Consider the following 23769-nt stretch of genomic DNA (forward strand, 5'->3'; position numbering starts at 1 on the left):
ATGGCGATATCATCAGCCGATATTCTTAAGTCGACCCAGCCTGGCGTGATGAACGGCCACTTGCTCAATGGCGTCAGGGTGAGTGCAGTTAGCTCTCAGGGCGACTGGAAAGCGTTTGCTGACACTCAAGAGGGTGTGGCGCGCATAGAAATACCAGCTGATCCGCAGGCACGTCTTGCTTTCGTTCGCCGTTGGATGGCGAAAAACCAAAAAGTGCTGAAACGTGGCGGAATGGCGGCAACGCTAGTACTGCCGCTGATGGCTCAGCAGGCGATGGCTGATGACATGGTCGCTGTTAATGACCTGCAAGGGGTTGATGAGGTTATTCGCCAGCCTAATGGCAGCCTGACCCTGGTAATGGATAACGGCCAGCGTATTTATCTAGCGGCTGCGGATGTTGAACTTGAGGGCGGGCGCGTGGTAGTTGATATCACGGCGCTCATGGAAAAGTTGGATGCCGACAGCGGTCTGCTTGTACCGTTAAGCCAGTTGCCCAATGTGCAGACCTGGGAGCTGCTGCCCGACGGCAATGTAATGATTACCCGCGCTGATGGCTCACTATTACTAGTAGAGCGTGGCGCCGTGGTTCAACAGGGCGATCTTTTGTTGATCAGCCCGAGCAGTGCGTTGCAGCAAGGCGTGGCACAAAGCACTGACTTTGGCACACTGCTTTTTGTGCCCAGTGCGTCTTTTTCACCTAGCGTTAGTGGCAGCGAAACCACGCCAAGTAATGCAAATGCCACAAACGGTAGCGGCACCCCAGTTAGCTCTTTTGGTGATATTCCACCCTGGCTTTACCTCGGTGGCGGGGCGTTGGCGTTAGGAGCAGCTGCAGCTGGCGGCGGCGGTGGGGGAGGTGGTGGTTCCTCAACACCGCCTGCACCAGAACCTGAACCACCTACGATCAGCGGCTATGTGATTGATGGCTATATTGCGGGTGCCACCGTTACTCGTGCCGTTAACGCTAATCAAGTGGAAACCGATAATAGCGGTTTCTTCAGCGGCCTGCAGGGCAGTGGCATTCTGAGTGCAACGGGTGGTGTTGATATTGCCACTGGGCTGCCTTTTAACGGGGTGTTGCGAGCGCCTGAAGATGCCACGGTAATCACGCCGTTGACCACCATGATGGTTCAGCTATCTGCGCAATTTGATGTCAACGATGCTACGTCGCAAAGTGTGATTAAAACCGCGCTGGGGCTAGATGAGCGCGTTGATTTGCTGACTACCGACCCACTGGACGATCAATCCGCTAGCGTTGAGTTGCTTGTCGCGGGTGTTAAGGTTGCTGGCTTGCTAGCGATGGCCAACAGTGCAGGCATTAGCAGTAGCGACGCGCTGTCACTTCTTGCCAACGCGCTCAATCAAGCCAATGACGCGGGTCGTGAGCTGACCAATCAGCAAATGGCTGATGCATTAGGGTTGCCTTCTATTGCCGGTCAGGTAAAGCAAGCACTAGACGCTATTGATAACGCGGGGGCAGACGTCAACCTTGATGCTTATCGAGACGGCGACAGCAACCCACTTCGCGATGCTCAACAAGCGGTTCAAAACCCCAACAGCGATCTTTCCAATACGATTGATGTTCGCGCTGATCTTCCTTATCTCACGCTTCAAACCGCGGTTAATCTTGCGCAAAAAGGAGACTTGCCCTCTCAGTACTTGATCAACCCTGATCAGGGGTTCTCTGCGGGCACGTTGGGATTGACCGTCGCCGCTGACCGTTTAGCGCTGGTGGAGAAGATCTTAGCAGGTGATTACGATGTTGGAACGGCGCCTATCGAGCTTTCCGACATTTACACTTGGTCAATTCGCGCTAGCGTCGAAGATGTGTTGGTGACTGGCGGTTTGGAGCGCCCCGCCGTTTTAGGTGCTGAGCGCGTTACGCTAACGGACGAAACGATCCGGCCGAACCAGTTTGCAGACTTGAATACGCTGGATAACTTTGTACTTGGCAGCACGGTGGTGCCTTACACGCTTGAAGAGGCGCTGAAAACGGCAGAAATGCCCGCAAACTACACGTTAGATCCAGAAACGCCGTTTGTTAATAATGAATTAAGCCTGCGTGAAGCGGCAGAGCTTATTGATGAAACACGGCTGTTAACAGATCGCGCGCTGAACACTGGGGATGATGGTTTAACACGCGAGATGTTGTTGAACTGGACCATCCTCGATAGTTTTGACAACGTGATAGACGCTTCCAGCGCTGACCCGCAGCTTAATGAAGCCCGCCGTGTCAGCGTTACAGAAGCCGTCATTACGCCAGAGCAATTTAAGCAGCTCGATGCGCTGAGCAATTTCGAGCTAGGTGCCACAGAAGTAGGCTATACGCTTGCACAAGCCCTCGATGCAACACCGCTGGCCAGCAACTACATCATTGATCTCGATGCTCCCCTTAATGTTGGTACCGTGACCGTCGCACAAGCAGCTTCAGCCTTTGCCGATGTTTCGCGGGTTTTGGAAGGTGCCAACAATCAACCGCCACTGACGCTATTTCAGTGGGCCGTGAGTGATAGTGCGAGTGCCATTATTGCGGATATCAACGATGGCCACGTCGCTGGCGCTAACCCCATCACTATTAGTGATCGTGCGATAACCGTTGATGAGTTTGATCAGCTTAATACGCTGGATAACTTCCAGCTAGGCGATACCGTTGTAGGCTACACCTTGGCACAAGCAATCGCTGCTGACGTGCTTGCCGATAACTACGAAATCGCCCAACAACCGCCCTTTAATGCGGGCAGTGTTAGCGTGTTGGAAGCAGAAGATACGCTCGCGACCGTAGAAAACATTCTGGCGAATGCGCTGAACCCAGAAACGCCCAATGTCGGCCAGCTCTTCAACTGGACAGTGCTTGATACGGTTGACGCTATTTTGAAGGCAGGTGATGTTGCCCATTTACTGCGTGCCAATGCCGTCAACGTTAGCGATGGTGTGATTACCTTGGCGCAGTATGAAGCCCTAACAGGACTTCAGAGCAATTACGTACGCACCGGAGAAACCGTCGAGTACACGTTGTCGGAAGCCATTGAAGCTGAAGATGCTGGCTCGTTGCTCACCAATTATGCGATTAATTCTGAGGCCAGCCGTCAGGGTGGCGAGCTCACCGTGGCAAACGCGCGGGAACAGTACCTCCAGATCGATGCGTTAGTAGAAAACGCTGAAAACAGTGAGGAGCTGCGCGAAGATTTGCCATTTAGCTGGGTAGTGGTCGATAACGCCAACACTATCATTGGCGATATTGTCGAAGATCACGTGATGCTTGCGGACCAAGTGCGTGTCGCCAATGCGGGAATTAATCAATCCCAGTACGAACGCTTGGCCATGTTAGATAACTTTGAACTGGCTGCCACGGTTGTTCGCTACACCTTAGAAGGTGCTATCAGTACAGACATTGAACTGGCGGATAACTATCAAATTGCACCAGAAGTTTACAGCCCAGGAGAGCTCAGCGTTGCTGGTGCTAGTTCTGAGCTTGCCCGTGTTGAAGACATTATCAGCGGTGCCAATAACGCCGATGGGCTAGACGCTGGTGAGCTGTTTGATTGGGTGATTAATGATACTGCTGAGGCAGTTTTAGCCGTTGAGCAAGGTGCATTGCATATCGCTCTTGCTGATGAACTTCGTGTCACCGACCAAACGATTACCATTGGTGAATACAATGCGCTGCTAGCAATTGAAAGCAATAACGCTGGGTATCAGCGCGGCGACGAACAGGTGGAGTACACGCTAGCGCAGGCGTTTAGCGTCGGTATCGACGATGTTGTGGCTAATTACATTATTAGTACTGGCGCGTTATTTGCCCCACAACCATTAACCGTACAGTCTGCTATTAATGATCTGGCCGCTGTGCGCCAACTGCTAGATAGCGCCGAAAACGCGCCCAATCTTAGCAATGTTTATACCTGGAGCGTGCTTGATGGCTATGCCAATATCCAGGCACAGTTAAGGGCTAACCTTCCAGATGGGTTGCAGCTTGCGGATACGATTCAAGTCACTAACCCCACCTTAACCGCAGCCCAATATGAGCGTTTGGATACAACGCTGAACAACTTTAGCTTAGGTGATACGACCGCAGTAACCTATGCCGATATTAGCGATGCGCTGCGTGCCGAAGAGGCCGATCTACTCGCACCAGCAGGACGTTTTAGCCTGCTAGATGATACAACAGCCCTGGTAGAGACCTTAACCGTCGCGGAATCCGCCGACACCTTGGCAAACATCCGCACCGTATTGGAAGCGGCGAATGGTCTCGAAAATAACAATGAAACCGTTCAAACCCTGTTTGACTGGACGGTAAGCGACACGGCTGACAACGTTATTCGTGCGATCAATCAAGGCCACGTAACGCTGGCTGGTAATATCGCGATTTCGGATGATCAAATCACCTACGCGCACTATCAGTCGTTGACGACCCTAGGTAACTATCAGTATGCCGATGACCCCATTGAAGTACTGTATACCTTAGAAGAAGCATTAGAGATCATTGACGAAGAGGGTGTAGAAAGTCTCAATAAAGATCCAAGCGATAACAGTGTGGGTTATCGTATTGCTGATGAAGAGCTGTCCGTGGGTACCTTCACCGTTGCTGACGTTAAACCGTTGGTGGATAAAGCGCTATCTGCACTGGCAAATGCCAATGGGCCCACGCCAGCAGTAAATGCACTACTGAAATGGACGGTTGTTGATACGGCAGCTGCCTTGCTAGAGGCTCAGACTGGCACCAAATTCCCGTTGCATATCACTGGCGCAGAGCAGGTATCAGTTAATAACGACATTCTAGCGATTGCTGATTTACAGCGTTTACAACGGCTAGATAATTTTGAGCTTGGCGATACGCCAGTGCGATTTATCTTAACCAGTAACTTAACGCTGAATCAGATTGAAAGCATTGCCAATAGCTATGAAATCACCCCAAACAGTGGTGAGCTACCCAATTTCTCACTTGCTACGGTTGCTGATGCACAAGCCCGATATCAGTCGGTTCAGGCAATTGTTGATGGTGCGCTAAACAGCCGCGATGTCAGTGTGGAAGTGCTGCAAACGTGGAGTATTACCGGGGCTCTGGCGGATAATTTATTAGCGGCGAGTGATGAAGCGTGGGTAACGGGCGCTACTACTATCAGCTTGGAGTTGGGAGCTGATGAGCTTCTGAGCGCCGAGCAGTACGAGGCGTTTGTCGCGCTAGGCAATGTGACGCTCGATAGCGTGGAAGTGGGTTACTCCTTACAAGAAGCGGTTGCCGTAATAAATGCCGGAGAGGTATTGCCTGCCAGCACCGATGAGCGTCCGGGTAGTTACCAAGTGCTGGCTGACCAGCTTTTTGATGCCTCTTCGTTAACCGTCGTGGAAGGTGAGCAGCTGCTACCCACCGTCGCCTCCATTATGGCAGATGCCAACAATGCCGCTGAGCTGGATCGCGAAACGCTGCTGGACTGGGTGGTGGAAGATAGTGTTCAGCAGCTCATGGACGCTATCGATAGTGACGTGCTATTAGCGGCGAGCAGTGTGCGCGTTAATACGGATGAGATCAGTTATCAAGATTTTGAAGTGCTCAGCGAGCTAAAGAACTTTGATCAAACAGGGCTGACGGTGTCTTACCCCCTAGCGGATCTGGTGCAGCGCTTTATCAGCGGGGGAAGCATCCCTGAAAACTACTCGCTGGAGACCGATCAAAGCGCATTTTTCGATGCTGGATTGTTGAATGTTCGCGCGGCTGAGGAGTTGTTTGATACCGCCAGTACACTGCTGGACGGCGCGGTAAATAACGACGTGCCTCTCTCCTCGCTAACCTCATGGGTAGTGCAGGATACCTACAGCAATATCTACACCCTCAATGTCGCAGGCAATGGTGGGGTTCCGGCTGACTTTCTAGTCGATGATGCCGCAAGCATTGTCGTCATTGATGACCCGCTCAACAGTGACGATGAGCAGGATCTGAATATTGCCTTTACGGTCAATGGCTACGAGCATCAGCCCGGTGCTGGAGTCGGTGGAAGCGTCGATCAACTTGCCCAAACCTTTACGGTGGAGGGTCAGCCTGGTGGCGAGGTGATGAGTATCACCGACTTCCGCGTCGGTGATGTGCCAGGTGCTGACGAGTTACGCGTTGACCTGACCGCCGATGAGTTTGCAGCACTGCGCGGTGAGGGGACTGGGCTTGTGATCAGCGATGAGGTGCAAGCGTTAGACGTTAATGACGCCTTCGCCGTGTTCACGACCGCTGAATTTGAAAGCGGTGTTGATTGGCTTGATCAACTTGGCCTGGAAACCGGTGACGTAGTGTATCTCTTAGCCGGTGATGGCAGTACGCCAGACATCGCCGATGATGCGCTACTGCAGCGTGTTGAAGCACTTTCAAACAGCGCGTTTGATACTGACACGCTAGCGTCGTTCGAGACTATTAATCTTGGCGATTTTGACGGCGTTAACTGGAATACCAACTACAACACGATTGCCTGATGACGATGTGAAGGCGGTGCTGGTCAGCCTGGCTGCTACTGTTTTTACAGGTGAACGTAGTCATTTATAGCCAGTAGTTTGTAAAATTGTTTTACGTAAAAAGAAAGCGTTAGCCAAGCGTTAGCGCTTTCTCGCTTTTCTATGGTCAGCCGTTTTATAGTGCAATCGTCAACGTAGAACCAAACGGTACGTCCATGGTCCAGTTTGAGCTGCATAACCGTAATTTAGCCCCCGAGCAGGTGTCACACTCACACGATTTTCACCAGTTAATTCTGGCGACATGCGGCGTGACGGAACTTGCTATGGAAGGGCAGAGCGAGCGCGTCACGGCACGCCGTGGCTGCTTGATTCCGTCGTCTCGACACCATGAGTATCAAGGCGATGGCAGTAACCGCACGCTGGTGTTGGACATTCCTGTTAAGCACTTGGCGGTGTTGGAAAAAGGCAGTGAAATCGAGCGGCTATTTGATAAGCCACGTTTTTTCACCGTACCTCCTGCGCTGAATCAACTGACCCATGCTTTGACGCACCAGTTGGAACAGTGCCCCGCGCTGCAAAATGAAATTGCCGTGCTGCTGCTTCGAGCGCTGTATATGTACCTTCAAGATGAGCCGAAGCAAGTTGCTGATCAGATTGGTGTTCGCTGTATCAGCGAACGGCTTGACCTGGAAAGGCTGGATGCGTGGCTGGATCAGCACTTAGCGGACGATATTCGGGTTGAGCAATTAGCCGCATTATGTGCGCTAAGCCCGGGGCATTTTCATGCCTGCTTTCGTGACCTAACCGGTGTGACACCCTTAGCATATGTTCAGCGCAGACGGCTTGAACACGCCCGCACGTTGGTTCGGCACAGCGCACTAAGCCTGGGCCACATTGCCATGCTGGTTGGCTTCCGTGACCAAGGAAGCTTTTCTCGCGCCTATCGGCGCTACTTTGAGATTGCCCCCTCCTCAGACCGTTAGCTTGGCATACAGAAATCATCGCTCGACGAGTTTCAACACTTACGGGCAAATTTGCCAGAGTTTCGGGCAAGCACGTCACTCATCATCATCGTAGTCTCAAGAGGAACCTCATCTTCCTTGGAGAGACACCATGAGCGTTACCTATCAAGACAGCAATGCCCGCATGAGCCAAGTCGCGATTCACAACGGCACCGTTTATCTCGCTGGCCAAGTGCCCAGTGATGCAACGGCTGATATGCGTGGCCAGACGGAGCAGGTGCTTGCGCGCATTGATCAACTGTTAGCTCAGGCAGGCACCTCGAAAGAGCAGCTTATCTCGGCGCAAATTTGGGTCACCAGCATGGCCGAGTTTGACCAAATGAATGCTGCTTGGGATGCCTGGGTAGTGCCTGGCCGCCCGCCAGTTCGCGCTGCGGTTGAAGCTAAGCTTGCTAAGCCGGAATGGAAAGTAGAAATCATGGTTGTTGCTGCGCTGCCGGAGGCTTGATATGCGGGTTGTGTCTGCGGCGGAAGTGGAGCGCTATCTAACCTGGGAAGGTTTGATTAAGCGGCTACATACCACCTTTGTGAACGGCGTTGAATCTCCGCCACGCCATCATCACGCGATGCATCGCCCCGACGGTGAAGCCACCATGCTGCTGATGCCTGCCTGGGAGCCAGCAGGCTATATCGGCGTCAAAATGGTCAACGTTTTTCCTCAGAATGCCCAGCACAATATTCCTGCTATTTCAGGGCTGTATTTGCTTAGTGAAGGTAAGCATGGCCAGCCACTGGCCTGCATTGATGGCAGCGAACTAACGCGCCGCCGCACAGCGGCGGCCTCTGCCTTGGCGGCACAAGCACTAGCCAATGAGACAGCTGAAACGCTATTGGTGGTAGGGACTGGCAAGTTGGCCCCTATGGTCATTGAGGCCCACGCCAGCATTCGACCAATCAAACGCGTGTTGGTGTGGGGTAGAAACCCTGAAAAGGCTTCTGCTATCGCCGAGGCCTATGCGGATCGGTTTGACACCCAGGTTGTTAGCGATCTGCAAGAAGCGGTTGTGCAGGCGGATATTGTCAGCTGCGTCACGCTCTCCACAGAGCCTTTAATTAAAGGTGAGTGGTTAACACCGGGCACGCATGTTGACCTAATTGGTGCCTTCCGCCCCCAAATGCGCGAAACCGATGCTGAGTGTCTGCGTCGATCTGCCGTATTTGTGGATACCTACGCAGGGGCTAAGGGTGAAGCTGGCGATATTCTTCAGGCAATCGAGGAAGGTGCGTTCCGTTTCGAAGATATTAAGGCAGAGCTTACTGAGGTGCTTGCGGGAACTAAGCCTGGTCGGCGCTCTGCAGAGGCCATCACGCTGTTTAAGTCAGTTGGCGCATCGCTTGAAGACTTAGCGGCTGCCATTGAAGTGTGGGAGGCCATTAACCAGTAGCTAACAGCCAGTAACTAACAGAGAGCCGAGTAGCTAACAGGGAGCCGTCACGTTCGCCTTCTACGGCTTTAACAATAACGATAATAAAACGATCGCTTACGAGTGGAAACGCCAGTCATAACGCAAACCAGCTAATAACCAAAACGAGGTAAGTTATGAAACCTACACAGTCTTTTTTATTCGCTGCCATGGCGGCTCTGCCACTGGCTATTGCCAGTGCCACCGCCCAGGCGCAGTCCTATGAAATGGTCATCGCCACCCAGCTTCCAGAGGATATGAAAAATAACGAAATCTATCCTGCCCTGGTGCATTTCAAAAACCTTGTGGAAGCGCGCACCGATGGAGACCTTGAGGTCTCTATTTTTGGCGGTGGTCAGCTAGGTTCTGAAGTAGAAAACGGCTCAGAAGTGCAGGGTGGTCGTACCCTGCAATCGACCATTATGTCAGCGGGTGCGATGTCGTCGTTTTATGGCGACTACCAAGCGGTAACGGCACCTTTCTTGTTTACCAGCTGGCGCCAAGCGTGGAGCTTCTTTGACAGCGAATGGTTTGCTGACTTCATGTCCGGCACCGTTGAAGACGCCAACATGCGCTACTTAGGTACGTTCGATGATGGTGGTGGTTTTGTGGCCTTCACTAACAACGTGCGCTTGATTGAGACCATGGAAGATTTAGAAGGGCTCAATATCCGTACCGAAGAGAACCCCGCTCACGTGGCTATCATGCGCTCACTTGGTGCTTCTGCCACGCCCCTCCCTTGGGGTGAGCTGATTACTGCCCTTGAGACGGGGCTGGCGGATGGCCAGTTTAACGCTCCCGTGTTGAATACCACGTTCAACTTTGATGCGGTAACGGACTACACCACCCTGACAGGGCATGTGTACAACAGTGCCCCTTGGGTCGTCAGTGAATCCTGGTATCAGTCGCTACCGGAAACGCATCAACAGGCGTTAATCAGCTCTGCCCGCGAAGCGATTCAACTGAGCCACGGTATGTCTGGTGCGCTTGCCACCGCCAGTTGGGTAGAGTCCTGCGAACGTTTCGAAGCTTGCTACCTAATGCCTGATGCTGAGCGGGAACGCATGGCAGAGGTTGCTCGACCCGCTTGGAAAGAGTGGATTGTCGATGACTTCGGTATGGATGAAGCCCGTGTGCAGGGGCTACTTGACGAAGTCGAGCGGGTTGGTCAGCAGCTTGCAGATGATGATCTGCGCATTTACGGCCAGTAAGACTTAGCGACGGACAAACGCTGGGGTAGCACGACTGCCCCAGCGTGAGGAATCACGATGAGCGTTTTACACCCGTTACGCCGCCTAAGCGATCACATCAATCAGGCGGCGATTGTGTTATGCGTTGGCTGTATTTTATCGATGCTGGGCATTTCTTTTACCGCCTTTCTCTACAAGCTGTTTACCGGCAGCACGCTGAGCTGGACCTATTCACTGGCCCGGCTTTTTTTGCCATGGATAGGCTTTCTCTCAATGACCATTTCACTACGCTATGGCGAGCATGTAGCGATGACGCTACTAGTGCGTAGCCTGCCCAGAATCATGGTGAAAATAGCGGCGGTGTTGTGTCTGGCGGTCCTCGGCTTATTTGCACTCATGCTTACTTGGTATGGCTGGGGCTACTTCACCAACGCGACGCAAGTCTACATGGTGTCGGATCAGATCCGCATTCCTAGCAAAGTGACGGCCATTGTTGTTCCTATCAGTGGCCTGATTATATTGCTGCATCTCGTTCATGGCTTTGCACTGCTTGAGCACTTTACAAGCGAGCATGAGGTGATTGATGAGCTTCTTGAGAGCGCTGAAGAGGAGGCTCGACCATGATGCCTACGATTATTGTATTTGTGCTGTTGCTATTTATTGGTGCTCCCGTGGCGGTTGTCATGGCCATGTCAGGACTGGCTGGGGGGTTCTCCCTGGGCGGAGAGCGCATGCTCGGTATCATTGCCGACCGGATGTTTTCAGGGGTTTCAGGGTTTTTGTTAATCGCGGTGCCTTATTTTATTTTTACCGCCGAGCTAATGAATCAGGGCGGGCTAACCCATAAGTTGATTGCGTTTAATAATTCACTGTTTGGCCGTGTTCGTGGTGCACTTTCCCACGTCAATATTTCGGTATCGGTGTTTTTTGCCGGGTTAACCGGTGCCGCTGTCACTGACACCGTGGCAATCGGCAAAATCATGATTCCCGAAATGAAAAGGCAGGGTTACGACGCTGAGTACGCGGCAGCCGTGACGGCGTGTTCATCGATTATTGGGCCGATTATTCCACCCAGTGTGGTGATGGTGGTATATGCCACCCTGTTGCGTGATATTTCGGTGATCGATCTTTTCGCGGGCGGCATTATTCCTGGGCTGTTGATGGCGTTGGCGCTGTTATGTGTGAGCTTTTTCCTGGCCTGGAAACGGGGTTATCCCAAACAGGCACCAACGCCGTTTAAAGTAGCGCTGATGTCGTTTGTGGTCGCGCTGCCTGCCATGGTGGTGCCACTGATTATTTTGGGTGGCATTCTGTCGGGCTTAACCACCATCACTGAAGCCTCTGGGTTTGCGGCGGTGTATGCCATCGTGATTGGCGTTGTATTTTACCGAAATCTCACTTGGCGAAAAATTTGGGACGCGCTGGTCGTGACAGTACGTTTCTCTGGGGTGGTGTTTTTCTTGCTTGCCACCTCGGCGGTACTGGGTTGGTTTGTAACACGCTCAGGAATTGCCAGAGACGCTGCTGGGCTTATTACCACCTTCAGTGATGCTGCCTTCCTACAGTTAATGCTGGTGTGCTTGCTACTGTTGGTGATTGGTACGGTGATGGATGTGCTACCTGCGCTCGTAGTGGTAGCGCCCGTACTTGTGCCAGCCATGATTCAGCTGGGTTTTGACCCGTTGCATTTCGCCATATTGATGATTGTGGTGCTCAACGTTTCCAATGTGACGCCCCCCGTGGGGATGACGCTGATGACGGCCGCCCGAATAGCCGAAGTGCCTTATGAGCGAGCCATCGTGGCATCACTACCATTTTATGTAGCGTTCATTGGCGTTATTGTGCTGTTAGCGGCATTTCCAGCGCTTTCAACCTGGATTCCCTCACTACTTTAAAAGGCGGATGTGCAACACATGAAGTGCTTTTACCACCCTGACCAGGACTACCATGCGCCGCCGACCTTTCTGCTGCGTGGGCAGCCCGCGCCATCACCGGAAGGGCCGGTGCGCGCTGAACTGCTAAGCAAAGGGCTGGCCGCGGCTGGTTTGAGCCTGACGGCACCTAGTGAAACTGACTCGCCGATGCTGCGTAAACGTCTAGAGCAGATTCATACGCCGCGCTATTTACGCTTTTTGGAAACGATTTATCAGCGTTGGCAAGCACTGCCTAATGCAGCGGCGCTGGTGGCACCGAACGTTCACCCCTGTGGTGGTGCTAGCCACTACCCGAGTCACCCCGTTGGCCAAGCGGGCTGGCATTTGCACGATATGGCCTGCCCGTTAAGCGAAACAAGCTTTCAAGGGGCATTAGCGTCGGCTGCGACAGCCGTGGCTGCAGCTGAGGAAGTGATGAGCGGTGCATCGCTCGCCTATCCCCCTCGCGCTTATGCCTTATGCCGCCCACCGGGTCATCACGCGGGGCCGGATAACGCGGGCGGCTTCTGTTTGCTGAATAACGCTGCCTTGGCTGCCAGCGTGCTGCGTGAGAAATTTGCCAAAGTAGCGATCATTGACGTGGATTTGCACCACGGTAACGGTACTCAGGATATTTTCTACTCCCGCGGGGATGTCTGGACTGGCTCTGTACACGTCGACCCGAGTGATTTTTATCCCTTCTTCTGGGGTGGCGTGGACGAGATAGGGTGCGAAGAGGGTGAAGGTGCCAACGTCAACTTACCTTTGCCCTTGGGCAGTGATGGTGAGACCTATCTTAACGCGGTGGCCACGCTGATTGAGCAGCTCAACCGTTACCAGCCAGAGGCGGTCGTGGTGTCTTTGGGGCTGGATATCCATAAGGATGATCCGCTTGCTGGGTTCAGCGTGGAAACGGAAGCCTTTGTGGCATTGGGTGAGCAGTTGAGCGCCTTATCGCAGCCCACCGTGGTGATTCAAGAGGGCGGCTATCCGACCGAATATCTCAGCGCTAACCTTGCCGCCTTTATGCGTGGTTATCAGAGAAGTTGAGAGACGCTCAATGAGTAAGACAGGGTTTTACTGGCACGAACGCTGCTTTTGGCACGACCAGGGTGCCATTGGTGTTTTTTCTGCTCCCGGTGAGTTTCTGCAGCCGCAACCAGCGTCGGAAAGTCCCGAAAGCAAACGGCGGCTGAAGAATATTCTTGAGGTTAGTGGGCTGATTGACGAGCTCCGCGTCGTCAAACCTCCTGCCGCATCTGTTGAGGACCTGCTGCGCTTCCATACGGCTCGTTATCTTGAATCACTTCAGGCCGGTGACCAGGCGCGCGGTGGTAACGGCGGCGACTGCGCGCCTTTCATGCCTGGCAGTTGGGCAGCAGCAAGGCACTCAGCGGGGCTTGCCGTCGCAGCGGTAGAAGACGTGGCGCTTGGGCATGTCAATAACGCTTATGCGCTTTGCCGCCCGCCGGGGCATCACGCCGAGGCGGATCAGGGGCGTGGTTTCTGTTTGCTGGGCAATATCCCGGTAGCCGTGATGCGTGCCCGGGCCTTGGGGCAAGTGAAGCGGGTAGCGATTCTTGATTGGGATGTGCATCACGGTAATAGCCAGCAGTCGGCGTTTTACGCTGAGCCTGAGGTGTTCACCGTTTCCGTTCATCAAGCCGCGAACTACCCTCTCGATACAGGCAGTTTTGAAGAGCAGGGAGAAGGCGAGGGGTTAGGGGCGAATCTTAACCTGCCGCTACCGCCGGGCTGTGGTTTGGGCGCTTATCGCTATGCGATGGCGTCGCTGGTGTTGCCAGCACTGGAAGCGTTTAACCCAGACTTAATTGTAGTGGCCTGTGGCTATGATGCCTGTGCAAAAGACCCGCTAGGCAAGATGCTACTCAACAGTGCCGCGTTTGCCGAAATGACCGCACAGCTAAAAGCACTTGCCGCCCGTTGCTGCCAGGGGAAGCTGGTCTTCGTCCATGAAGGCGGTTACTCAGAAGGCTATGTACCGCTATGTGGACATAGCGTTATTCAAACGTTGGCAGGTAGCACCATTAGTGTTCCTGACCCGCAAAACGATGAAATTGCTGCCTGGGGGTATCAGGCCTTACAACCGCACCAGCAAGCGCTAATCGACGGCTGGCGCCAACAGTGGGAGCAATGCACGCAATGACACCGCTTTATGATCGCGATGGTTGGATTTGGCAGGATGGTGAATGGCTGGCTTGGCGAGAGGCTAAGGTCCATGTGTTTACCCATACGCTGCACTATGGCATGGGCTGCTTCGAGGGCGTGCGCGCTTATGAGGGGGAGCAGGGAACGGCGCTGTTTCGCGTGGCTGAGCATACCCGCCGCTTGGCAGAGAGCGCCCACTCCTTAGATATTCCGATCGCTTTTAGCGAAGAGGCGCTGATCGAGGCTCAGCAGGAGTGCTTGCGTAAAAATCAGCTGACGAACGCTTATCTTAAGCCAACGGTGTTTCTTGGCGCGGAAGGCCTTGGCCTGCGAGCCAAAGGATTAAGCACCCATGTGATGATTGCTGCCTGGGACCTTGGGCCGTATCTGTCGCCGCAGGCAACCCGCTGTGGGTTACGTGCGCTGACGTCTTCCTGGGCGCGCCACCACGTCAATATCAGCCTGTGCCGTGCCAAGACCAGCGGTCATTATGTGAATTCGATGCTGGCGCTGAATACCGCCGTGAAAGCAGGGTTTGATGAAACCATCATGCTTGACCCAGAAGGCTATGTGGCCGAAGCGTCCGCCGCTAATGTTTTCTTATTGCGCGATGGTGTACTGCACACGCCCGAAGTGACGTCCTGCTTGCAGGGTATCACTCGCGACAGCGTGATCCAGTTAGCCCGCGAGGCGCTGGGCATAGAAGTGCGCGAGCGACGCATCACTCGTGATGAGCTGTATACCGCCGATGAAGCGTTCTTAACCGGTACCGCTGCGGAAATTCTTCCTCTGCGTGAACTGGATGGCCGCCGCATCGGGGTAAGGGCGGGTGCGCCGGCTGTCGACGCGCCGATACCGGACGACAGTGTGACCGCGCGCTTGCAGCGCCTGTATCGCCAAGCGGTGCGTGGCGAGCTGGCTGCGTTCAAGCACTGGTTAACGCCCGCTTAGGTTCATTGCCCGCTATTCGCTAGCGTTTGAAGAATGCCTGACAGCCGTCAGGCATTCTCTTTAATGGCCTGCTCAAGAATCGCCAGCTGCCCTGGTTCCAAAGCATCCGCGACGGCGGTGATGCGTAAGACATGACCAAGCGCTGGGTGAGCGGGGCGGGCGATTAAACGGCCTGCTTCCAGTAGCTCACGGTTTATCCGCTCGGCCAGTTCGGCAGTTGGTAAGCGAATGCCGATAAAGTTGGTGGCGCTAGGCAATACATCGGCACCCAGTGCTTGGAAATGAGCCGCTAACTGTTCCCTGCGTGCTTTTACTTCCGCAATATGTTGGTGGACTTCAGCTGGGTGATCGAGCACGATTTCTGCGGCTGCCTGGGTAAAGGTGGATACCGCGTAGTGAATGCGCACCTTCATCATCAATGCGAGCACATCAGGGTCGGCAATCGCATAGCCAATGCGTAAGCCTGCTAAACCGTGGGCTTTTGACAGCGTGCGTAGGCGAATGACACCTGGAAGTGCCTTGGCCGCGAAGTCACTGTTGGCGTCATCACGAAAATCGCCATACGCCTCATCCAGCAGCAGCCAGCAGGTGTCCGGCAGTGCGTCGCGCAGCTTGAGAATGGCACTGTCGCTATGCAGATGGCCGCTAGGGTTATCGGGGTTGGCTAAATAAACCAGCTGGGCATTTTCCTGGTGTGCTGCCGCCGCTAACGCTTCCAAATCAGGGGCCAGTAGGCCAGGGGCTTCAACATAGCTAGGCTCTACTAAGTGGCAACCCTGGCCTTTCGCAAAGTAACCAAAGGTTGGGTAAGTGCCCGCCGTACTAACCACGGTGTCGCCCGGTGTGCAGGTGGTGCGTAGTGCTAACGCGATTAGGCTATCGGCACCGGCATCCACCAGCAAGTGATCAAGCGGTATACCCTTCTGGGCGCTTAGTCGCTGACGAACGCCGAGAGCTTCCGCATCGCCGTAACAGTACACATGCTCGGCGACAGCATCGCCAAAATGTTCACGTAGCGCACGATGGGGCATGTCCAGCCCTTCATTAGAGCCCAATCGATGAGGGATTTCGCGGCCAATGCGGCGCTCCAGAACTTTAATCCCAGGAAACGGATTAAGGGGACCTTCACCAGTAAGATGATGGGGGTAGGAGGGCATATCGATATCCTAATAATGAAAATTTTCAGCTCAAAATTTTACCGCGATTAAGCAACTGATGTGGGTCAAACGCCTGCTTCAGTGTGTGCATTAATTCGATTTCCGCCTGAGAGCGGCAGGTGCTAAGCCAGGGGCGCTTTTCTAAACCAATGCCATGCTCTGCTGAAACAGAGCCTCCCAGCGCTTTAAGTGGCTCGTAAACCAGTGTTTCTACCGCGTGGCGCTCTTCTGGCGCATCGCTGCCAACGCTAATAGAAATATGCAGGTTGCCGTCGCCAAGATGGCCAAACACCACTAGGCGGCCCTCTGGCCAGCGTTGTACCAGCTGCTTCTCTAATACATCGGTATAGCGCTGCATATCGGCAATGGGGAGGCTGACATCAAAGGTAAAGATGGGTGCCAGCCCCTTGATGAGCCCTTCAATATCTTCTCGTATCGCCCAGAGACCATCGCGTTGAGTGGTTGATTGGGCAATCACGGCATCGACGATTAAGTCTTGTTCAAATGCCTGTTCAAGCGCTACACGGAATTGCTCTGCATGGTGAGTTTCATCGTTGCCGAGCGACTCGATAATCACATAAAAGGGGTGCTCTGGTGGAATCGGGGGCGTGTGCCTCGCCAGCGTTTCAGTGAGCAGGCGATAGTGGTTTTGCCACATTACCTCAAACGCCCCCAGGCCACCCCCAAGCGCTTTGCCCATATGGCTTAATAGCCCGGTTAGCGCGTCAAACGAGTGGCAAGCCACCAGTGCCGTTTGCTCGCTAGGGGTAGGCGGCTGAAGCCGCAGCACGGCGCGGGTAATAATCCCCAGGGTGCCTTCACTGCCAATAAATAGCTGCTTTAAATCAAACCCTGCATTGTTTTTCAGCATGCGATTCATGGAACTGACAACACGCCCGTCGGCCATCACTGCTTCAAGCCCTAGTACTTGCTGGCGCATCATGCCGTAGCGAATCACCCTGACACCGCCAGCATTGGTGGCGATATTGCCGCCAATCGTACAGCTTCCGCGTGCGCCTAAATCCAGCGGGAACTGCAGCCCTACCTCGTTAGCGGCTTCCTGTACTCGCTGAAGGGGGGCGCCTGCTTGTACCGTTATCGTGCCGCCGACCTGATCAATCTCTTCAATAGCGGTCATGCGTTCCAGGGAAATGACCAACTCTTCTGGACTCGCCTCCGCGCCATGCACTAAACCGGTTAAGCCGCCATGGGTAACCACTGGCTGTTTAAGCGTGTGGCAGGCCTGCATAACAGCCGCTAACTGTTCGGTATCTGCCGGGCGAACAATGGCGCCTGCCTGGCAGGGCGCACCGGTCATCCAATCAACACGGCGACTAGTGACATCATCGCCCGTGATTACATGGGCAGCACCAACAAGTTTACGCAGCGCCTCCAGGGTTATCTGCATGGGTGTTCCTTGGTAAAGAGGTTAACGATCTAATGATTAGGCGGTAGCCGCCACCGGCGCTTGACGACCAGGAATCGCATCAAGCAGCGACTGGGTATAGGCTTCTTTTGGCTGAAGGAATATTTGTTCAGCGCTGCCTTGTTCAACAATACGGCCATGCTGCATCACCACGATGCGGTCGCAAATTTGCGCGGCTACCCGTAAATCGTGGGTAATAAACAGCAGTGAAAGCGAAAGCCGTTGCTTCAGTTCTTCAAGCAGTTTAAGCACTTGGGCTTGAATAGACACATCCAGTGCTGAGACCGCTTCATCTGCCACAATAAGCTCAGGGTTTAGCGCTAACGCACGGGCAATGCCAATGCGCTGGCGCTGCCCGCCGGAAAACTCATGAGGGTAGCGCTCCACGGCGCTTGCGCCAAGGCCCACTAGATCCAGTAGTTCTCCTGCCTGTTTGAGCGCCACGTTTTTGGGTGTGCCATTGGCCATAGGCCCTTGAGCAATCGCCATGCCGACCCGAGTACGTGGATTAAGCGAGGCGTAGGGGTCCTGAAAAATCATCTGCACGCGGTGGCGTTCACGACGCAGCGCGTCGCCTTTTAGCTGTGAAAGATTAACGCCATCCAGCAACAGTTCACCGCTATCGGGGTGTTCAAGGCGCACCACACAGCGGCCAAGGGTGGATTTCCCCGACCCCGATTCGCCAACAATGCCCATGGTTTCGCCACGGGCCAGGGTTAGCGAGATATCATCCAGTGCGCGGACTTCTCGTGCTGGCTTAAACCAGCCCCCGCGTGAACGAAAGACTTTATTAAGCTGTTTGATCTCGAGTAGCGGAGCTACCTGGCTTGTTTCACGGTGGGGCGGCACTGCATTGCTGGGAATGGCGGCAATCAGTGCTTTTGTATAAGCGTTTTGTGGATTATCCAGCACCTCTTTCGCTTCACCGATTTCGACAATTTTACCATGGCGCATGACACAGACGCGGTTGGCAATTTCAGCCACGACCCCAAAATCATGAGTGATAAACATCACCGCCATGCCTCGGCGGCGCTGCAAATCACGAATAAGCTCAAGGATCTGCGCCTGGGTAGTCACATCCAGCGCTGTGGTGGGCTCGTCGGCGATCAATAGCACGGGTTCAAGGGCTAATGCCATGGCGATCATGACGCGTTGCCGCTGGCCGCCAGATAGCTCAAAAGGGTAGGCGCTAATGGCTTTTTCCGGCTGTGGAATCCCCACTTCAATCAACAGCTCCAAGGCACGTTCTTGACGCTGTTTCGGGGTGAGTTGACCATGCGCTTCAAACACCTCAGCGATTTGGGCGCCCACCCGCATTAACGGATTAAGCGCGGTCATGGGCTCCTGAAAAATCATGCCGATTTTAAGGCCGCGCAGGGCGCGATGCTGTTTCTCGGTTAGGGTGATGACATCTTGGCCCAGAAAGTTGACCTCACCTTGAACGGGGCGCACGCCTTTAGGGAGCAGGCCCATCACGGTGTTAGCGGCCATTGATTTACCCGAGCCGGATTCCCCGACAACACACATGATCTCGCCGCGATTAACATCGTAGCTAACGTTTTCCACCGCCAAGGCACGGTCTGCTCCTTTGGGGAGCGCCACGCTTAAGTCACGAATGCTAAGCACAGTTTCAGCTGATGGATGCTGTTTTTTAGAATCGGTAGTGACCGTCATGAGGGGCTCCTAGCGCTCGCGGGAAAGTTTGGGGTTAAGCGCATCGTCTAGGCCTTCACCAACTAAGTTCAACGCCAGAACGGTGAGTAGAATCGCTACACCAGGGAAGAAACTCAGCCACCAGGCTTGGCGAATAACCGTGCGTGCCGCGCCAATCATGTAGCCCCAGGACATCACATTGGGGTCGCCCAAGCCTAAAAATGACAGCGCCGATTCCAGCAAAATAGCGGTAGCGACCATTAACGAGGCTAGAACAATAATGGGCGACAGCGTGTTAGGCAGAATCTGACGCAAGATAATGGTGCTATTGGTTTGGCCAACCAAGCGAGCCGCTTCAACGTATTCACGGTGCCGTAACGACATAAACTCTGCCCTTACCAAACGGGCAACCGGGGGCCAACTGACCAGCGCAATCGCCAGTACAATGGAGGTGATGCTGGGTTGCATAATCGCCACCAGCACAATCGCCAGGGCAAAGTTGGGGATGGTTTGAAAGAACTCGGTAAAGCGCATGAGTACGTCGTCAATCAGGCCTCCGTAGTACCCCGCAATCGCACCCAGCGGCACGCCAATCAGCAGGGCGACGCTGGTGGATACCAAGCCAATCAGCAACGACACCCAGGCACCATGCATTAACCCAGCAGCGACGTTGCGTCCCATGGTATCGGTGCCCAGCAGGAAACCTTCCTGGGATAGCGGCGGCAAAAAGGGCCGTTGAACCATGCGCCAGGGCGACTCAGGAAATAGCAAAGGCGCCAGAATCGCCATGACGATAATTAGCAGCAGAATAATCAGCCCTATCAGGGCACCACGGTTTTGCGCAAAGCGTGCGAAAAAGCTCATGAGGCCCCCTTGATGCGCGGATCAGCCAAGCGGTAAACCAAGTCGGTAAGAATATTGAAGACAATCACTAAAGCCGCCGAGAAGAAGAAAATACCCAGCAGCAGGTTGTAGTCACGCTGTTGTAGCGCTTCAAACATCAGTCGCCCGATACCCGGCCAAGCAAACACGGTTTCCGTCAAAATAGCGCCGCCAACCATCTGCCCAGCCTGTAAGCCTGCCAGGGTGATGATCGGCAGTAGGGCATTGCGAAGAATGTGTCGGCGCTGAATGACGCTAGGCTTTAACCCTTTCGCGCGAGCGGTTTTAACGAAGTCCTGCTGGGCTGCATCGAGCATAGAGGTGCGCGTCATGCGGGTATAAATCGCCATAAAAAATAGCGCCAGCGTAGTGGCAGGCAGTATTAAATGCGTGGCGACATCCAGCACAAGCGCAAAGCCAGTGTGCCCCGCACCAACGGTGTAAAGACCGTAAGCGGGCAGCCAGCCGAGGTAGACGGAAAATACCACCACGGACATCAGTGCTACCCAAAACAGAGGCGTAGCATAAAACACCAAGGCTAGCGCCATAATCAGTGAACCAGAGGGCTTTTTAACCCGCGCCGCGGCCATGGAACCTGCCACAATACCGAGCACCAGCGAGAGCACAAACGCCGTGCCGGTTAGTAACAGTGTGGCGGGCAGTCGAGACATGATGAGATCAAAAACAGGCACACCAAGCCGATAGGAGTAACCAAAATCGAGCATGGCAATGCCTGATACGTAACGCCACAGTTGCACATACATCGGCTGATCAAGGCCGAAGCGTTCACGCAATTGGTTGAGAAACTCCTGGTCAGCAGCGCCCGCCTCACCGGCTAAAATCGCCGCGGGGTCGCCGGGAGCCATCTGAATAAGGAAGAAGTTAAAAATAACGATTAGAAACAATACGATAACGGCCTTCAATAACCGCATCACTATCAAACGAGCGTAAACCATAGACACCTTCCTGACCGATACCTTCATGACATGGCTGAAGCACCCAGGCAGCTTGCGCGGCCTGGGTGTCGCTTTGGATTAGCGGTCTAACCAAGCATCTTTGAAGCCATCGTTGACACCCACACCGGAGGTCACGAGGTCTTTTACGTCACAGCGGTAAAGGGTAGGGAAGCCAAGCTCCATCAACCAGCCGACAGGCACGTCTTCATGCAGAATTTCCTGCACTTCATGGTATAGCGCTTCACGCTCTTCATCGGGGAAGGCCGTGGCCGCAGCGTTAAACAGCTCGTCAACACGCTCGTTTTCATAGCCTTCTACGTTATTCCAGGGTGAGCCTTTGGCAATATTGTCGGAAAGGTAGGTGCGTGAAATGCCCAGCGCCGGGTCGCCATACTGGAACAGGTAGGTAAAGGCGAGATCGTAATCCCAGTCGCCAAGGCGCTGGTTCCAGCCGCCCACGTCGGTGGCTTGGGTTCTTACGTTAATACCCACTTCACGCAGGTTCTGTTGTACGGCTTCAGCCCAACGGGTCCACGTTTCGCCGTAAGGAAGTGGCAGAATGGTAATCTCTTCGCCGTCATACTCCATTTCTTCCAACAGCTCACGGGCACGGTCTGGATTGTGATCGTAAGGCTCTAAACCATCATGTTGGAAACGCGCATTGGAGCCAAAGGCTGAGAGCGGCACATTGCCTAAGCCATTCCACAGCACATCTTTGGCAAACTCACGATCCATGGCATACATCACTGCTTGGCGGAAGCGTTTGTCGGCGGTTGGGCCTTCACGGTTGTTCATCCACAGCATGGCGAAGGGACTGAAATATTCGTGGCCTTCTTCTGTCATACAGACGTTATCCATGGCAGATAGGCGCGGAATATCGAAGTTCTCAACGGTGCCGCTTGGTAGTACATCAATGGTGCCATTCTCGAAGGCGACCGCACGGGAACCACCGTCTGGAATGATGTGCCAGTTGACGCCGTCCAGATAGGGCAGCCCGTCTTCGTAGTAGTCGTCGTTTTTAACTAGCTCGATAACGGTGCCGCGTTCCCAATTAGCAAATTTGAAGGGGCCTGTGCCAATCGGGTGGTCGTTGTGTTCGTTGTTGCGGAAGTCGGTGTCCGCGTAAAGGTGTTCAGGCACCATGGTGAAGGTGCCTGCTTCAAAGGAGATCAGGAACGGGCCGAAGGGCTCGGTTAAGGTAAATACAACGGTGTGATCATCTGTTGCTTCGATGCTTTCCACATGTTGTAAAACGGCCCGCGCACTGGGGTTCAGCTCGCGGTGGAAAACATCGGCAGAAAACACCACGTCGTCAGCAGTGAAGGGTTCGCCGTCGTGCCAGGTAACATCTTCTCGTAAGTGAAAGGTGTAGGTGCGGCCATCGTCACTGACTTCCCATGACTCAGCGAGCTGCGGCATGGGTTCCAGATCCGTAGTGTAGCGCAGTAGCCCTTCATAGATATTGCCTGCCACGGTGCGCGTAGGTGCGTTTTGCACCATCCCCAGCACTAAGCCTGGTGGTTCTGGTTGAATAATAGTGTTAACAGTGCCGCCCTGTTTCGGGTCGTCTGATAGAGCGGTCGACGAAAAAGCGAATGCTGCAGCGGAAATTGCCAAAGCCAAAGGTGTTTTCATTTTGTTTCTGCTCCTCGGTTACTAGGCCAAAGCCTGGCACGTAATGGATTTACGTTGTCGTTAGGCGAGCGAGGCGTGATACAAAAAAAGCCCAGTTGTGATTGTTGTTATGGATTGTCGTTACAGAGCGTTATAAGAGGCCTTTTTGAACATAGCAGTGGTTTATAAAACTGTCGACAGTCGGCAATCGGCCGTCGACAGAATACTTTTTTGCGTCATACTAAAAATACGTAACACTTAATAAGAGTAGACTCTATGGTCTCTTCCTCAGTGGCTCCCGGCGGCTTTATTCAACAGCAAAACCTTGTTGAACAGGTGGCCGACTATTTGACGCAAGCGATTATCCAGCAACACTTTTTGCCCGGTGAGCGGCTTTCAGAAGTGCAGCTGTCTCGGGATTTAGGCGTCAGCCGTGCGCCGGTTCGCGAGGCCGCTCGCTTATTGGAAAGTCGTGGGTTGTTGGTCTCAAAACCGAGGCGTGGTTTTTTTGTCAGGGCGTTGAATGCCGTTGAATTAGAGGATGTCTTCGATCTGCGGCTATGCCTTGAACGCCATGCCATCCAACGCTTATCAGAGCGCTATAGCAGCGACGCTGAGCGCGCGCTAAAACAGCAGGTAGAGGTTTTATGCGAAGCGACCGCCAGCAATGATGGAACACGCCGCATTGAAGAAGACCTGCAGTTTCACCGCTTAATAATTCATTACGCGGGCAACGAGCGGCTGCTGCGGGCATTTGATGGCTTAACCCATGAACTTCGTCTGTGCATTACGCTGATTACCAAAACCCACGAAGCCCCCGATACCATTGCCACCAGTCACTTTAAGCTGCTAGATGCCTTGGGTAGCGGCCGTTCAGAGGCTTGCCGCGAGGCCATTGACTACCATATAGGCGTTGCTAGGGATTTTGTGGTGAGCAGCGTGGGAGAGTGAATAAAAGAGTGCGTGAGAGCAGCTAACCCCTAATCTAAATGTGC

Annotated in this window: 17 protein-coding genes; 11 read left to right on the top strand and 6 right to left on the bottom strand. The window is 53.8% G+C overall.

Going from position 1 to position 23769, the window contains the following annotated elements:
* The 10 genes from B6A39_RS03140 to B6A39_RS03185 all read left to right on the top strand — a co-directional run bounded on the left by B6A39_RS03140 (position 1) and on the right by B6A39_RS03185 (position 15086).
* Positions 1 to 6459 carry a calcium-binding protein gene (locus B6A39_RS03140; RefSeq protein WP_083001266.1) on the top strand — a complete coding sequence of 2153 codons (6459 nt, stop codon included), beginning with the start codon at positions 1 to 3 and terminating at the stop codon, positions 6457 to 6459.
* 194 nt (positions 6460 to 6653) lie between these two features.
* Positions 6654 to 7421 carry a helix-turn-helix transcriptional regulator gene (locus B6A39_RS03145; protein ID WP_083001269.1) on the top strand — a complete coding sequence of 256 codons (768 nt, stop codon included), beginning with the start codon at positions 6654 to 6656 and terminating at the stop codon, positions 7419 to 7421.
* Between the two features lie 130 nt (positions 7422 to 7551).
* Positions 7552 to 7908 (top strand): RidA family protein, encoded by a 357-nt coding sequence (locus tag B6A39_RS03150; protein WP_009722132.1) that lies wholly within the window; start codon positions 7552 to 7554, stop codon positions 7906 to 7908.
* A 1-nt stretch (position 7909) separates the two neighbouring features.
* Positions 7910 to 8845, top strand: coding sequence for an ornithine cyclodeaminase family protein (locus B6A39_RS03155; RefSeq protein ID WP_083001271.1), 936 nt, complete (start codon positions 7910 to 7912; stop codon positions 8843 to 8845).
* Between the two features lie 155 nt (positions 8846 to 9000).
* Complete coding sequence (gene dctP, locus B6A39_RS03160) at positions 9001 to 10074, top strand: TRAP transporter substrate-binding protein DctP (protein ID WP_038481511.1); 1074 nt, start codon at positions 9001 to 9003, stop codon at positions 10072 to 10074.
* A 57-nt stretch (positions 10075 to 10131) separates the two neighbouring features.
* Positions 10132 to 10677, top strand: a complete 546-nt coding sequence (locus B6A39_RS03165; RefSeq protein ID WP_083001274.1) for a TRAP transporter small permease — start codon at positions 10132 to 10134, stop codon at positions 10675 to 10677.
* Entirely contained in the window at positions 10674 to 11948 is a 1275-nt protein-coding gene (locus B6A39_RS03170) for a TRAP transporter large permease (protein ID WP_083001275.1), read from the top strand. The genes B6A39_RS03165 and B6A39_RS03170 overlap by 4 nt, the downstream gene beginning before the upstream one ends.
* An 18-nt stretch (positions 11949 to 11966) precedes the next feature.
* Positions 11967 to 13016 carry a histone deacetylase family protein gene (locus B6A39_RS03175; RefSeq protein ID WP_083001278.1) on the top strand — a complete coding sequence of 350 codons (1050 nt, stop codon included), beginning with the start codon at positions 11967 to 11969 and terminating at the stop codon, positions 13014 to 13016.
* Positions 13017 to 13026: 10 nt separating this feature from the next.
* On the top strand, positions 13027 to 14133 hold the full coding sequence (locus tag B6A39_RS03180; protein ID WP_083001280.1) for a class II histone deacetylase: 1107 nt from the start codon (positions 13027 to 13029) through the stop codon (positions 14131 to 14133).
* On the top strand, positions 14130 to 15086 hold the full coding sequence (locus B6A39_RS03185; RefSeq protein WP_009722139.1) for a branched-chain amino acid transaminase: 957 nt from the start codon (positions 14130 to 14132) through the stop codon (positions 15084 to 15086). The genes B6A39_RS03180 and B6A39_RS03185 overlap by 4 nt, the downstream gene beginning before the upstream one ends.
* Positions 15087 to 15133: 47 nt before the next feature.
* Here the strand turns inward: B6A39_RS03185 and B6A39_RS03190 are convergent, their stop codons facing one another.
* The 6 genes from B6A39_RS03190 to B6A39_RS03215 form a co-directional block, all read right to left on the bottom strand.
* The gene (locus B6A39_RS03190) at positions 15134 to 16243 is read right to left on the bottom strand and encodes a pyridoxal phosphate-dependent aminotransferase (protein WP_083001282.1); all 1110 of its coding nucleotides are present in this window, start codon (positions 16241 to 16243) and stop codon (positions 15134 to 15136) included.
* 25 nt (positions 16244 to 16268) lie between these two features.
* Positions 16269 to 17651 (bottom strand): FAD-binding oxidoreductase, encoded by a 1383-nt coding sequence (locus B6A39_RS03195; protein WP_083001284.1) that lies wholly within the window; start codon positions 17649 to 17651, stop codon positions 16269 to 16271.
* A gap of 36 nt (positions 17652 to 17687) precedes the next feature.
* Positions 17688 to 19343, bottom strand: a complete 1656-nt coding sequence (locus B6A39_RS03200) for an ABC transporter ATP-binding protein (protein ID WP_083001286.1) — start codon at positions 19341 to 19343, stop codon at positions 17688 to 17690.
* Positions 19344 to 19352: 9 nt separating this feature from the next.
* Entirely contained in the window at positions 19353 to 20186 is an 834-nt protein-coding gene (locus tag B6A39_RS03205; RefSeq protein ID WP_083001289.1) for an ABC transporter permease, read from the bottom strand.
* On the bottom strand, positions 20183 to 21160 hold the full coding sequence (locus tag B6A39_RS03210) for an ABC transporter permease (RefSeq protein ID WP_083001291.1): 978 nt from the start codon (positions 21158 to 21160) through the stop codon (positions 20183 to 20185). Before B6A39_RS03210 ends, B6A39_RS03205 begins: the two co-directional genes overlap by 4 nt.
* 78 nt (positions 21161 to 21238) lie before the next feature.
* Entirely contained in the window at positions 21239 to 22795 is a 1557-nt protein-coding gene (locus tag B6A39_RS03215) for an ABC transporter substrate-binding protein (protein ID WP_083001294.1), read from the bottom strand.
* A 255-nt stretch (positions 22796 to 23050) separates the two neighbouring features.
* Between B6A39_RS03215 and B6A39_RS03220 the strand changes: the two genes are divergently transcribed.
* On the top strand, positions 23051 to 23725 hold the full coding sequence (locus B6A39_RS03220) for a GntR family transcriptional regulator (RefSeq protein WP_083001296.1): 675 nt from the start codon (positions 23051 to 23053) through the stop codon (positions 23723 to 23725).
* Positions 23726 to 23769 lie beyond the last annotated feature (44 nt).

Origin of the sequence: Halomonas sp. GT (assembly GCF_002082565.1) — a bacterium.
In the GTDB taxonomy this organism is placed as follows: Bacteria; Pseudomonadota; Gammaproteobacteria; order Pseudomonadales; family Halomonadaceae; genus Vreelandella.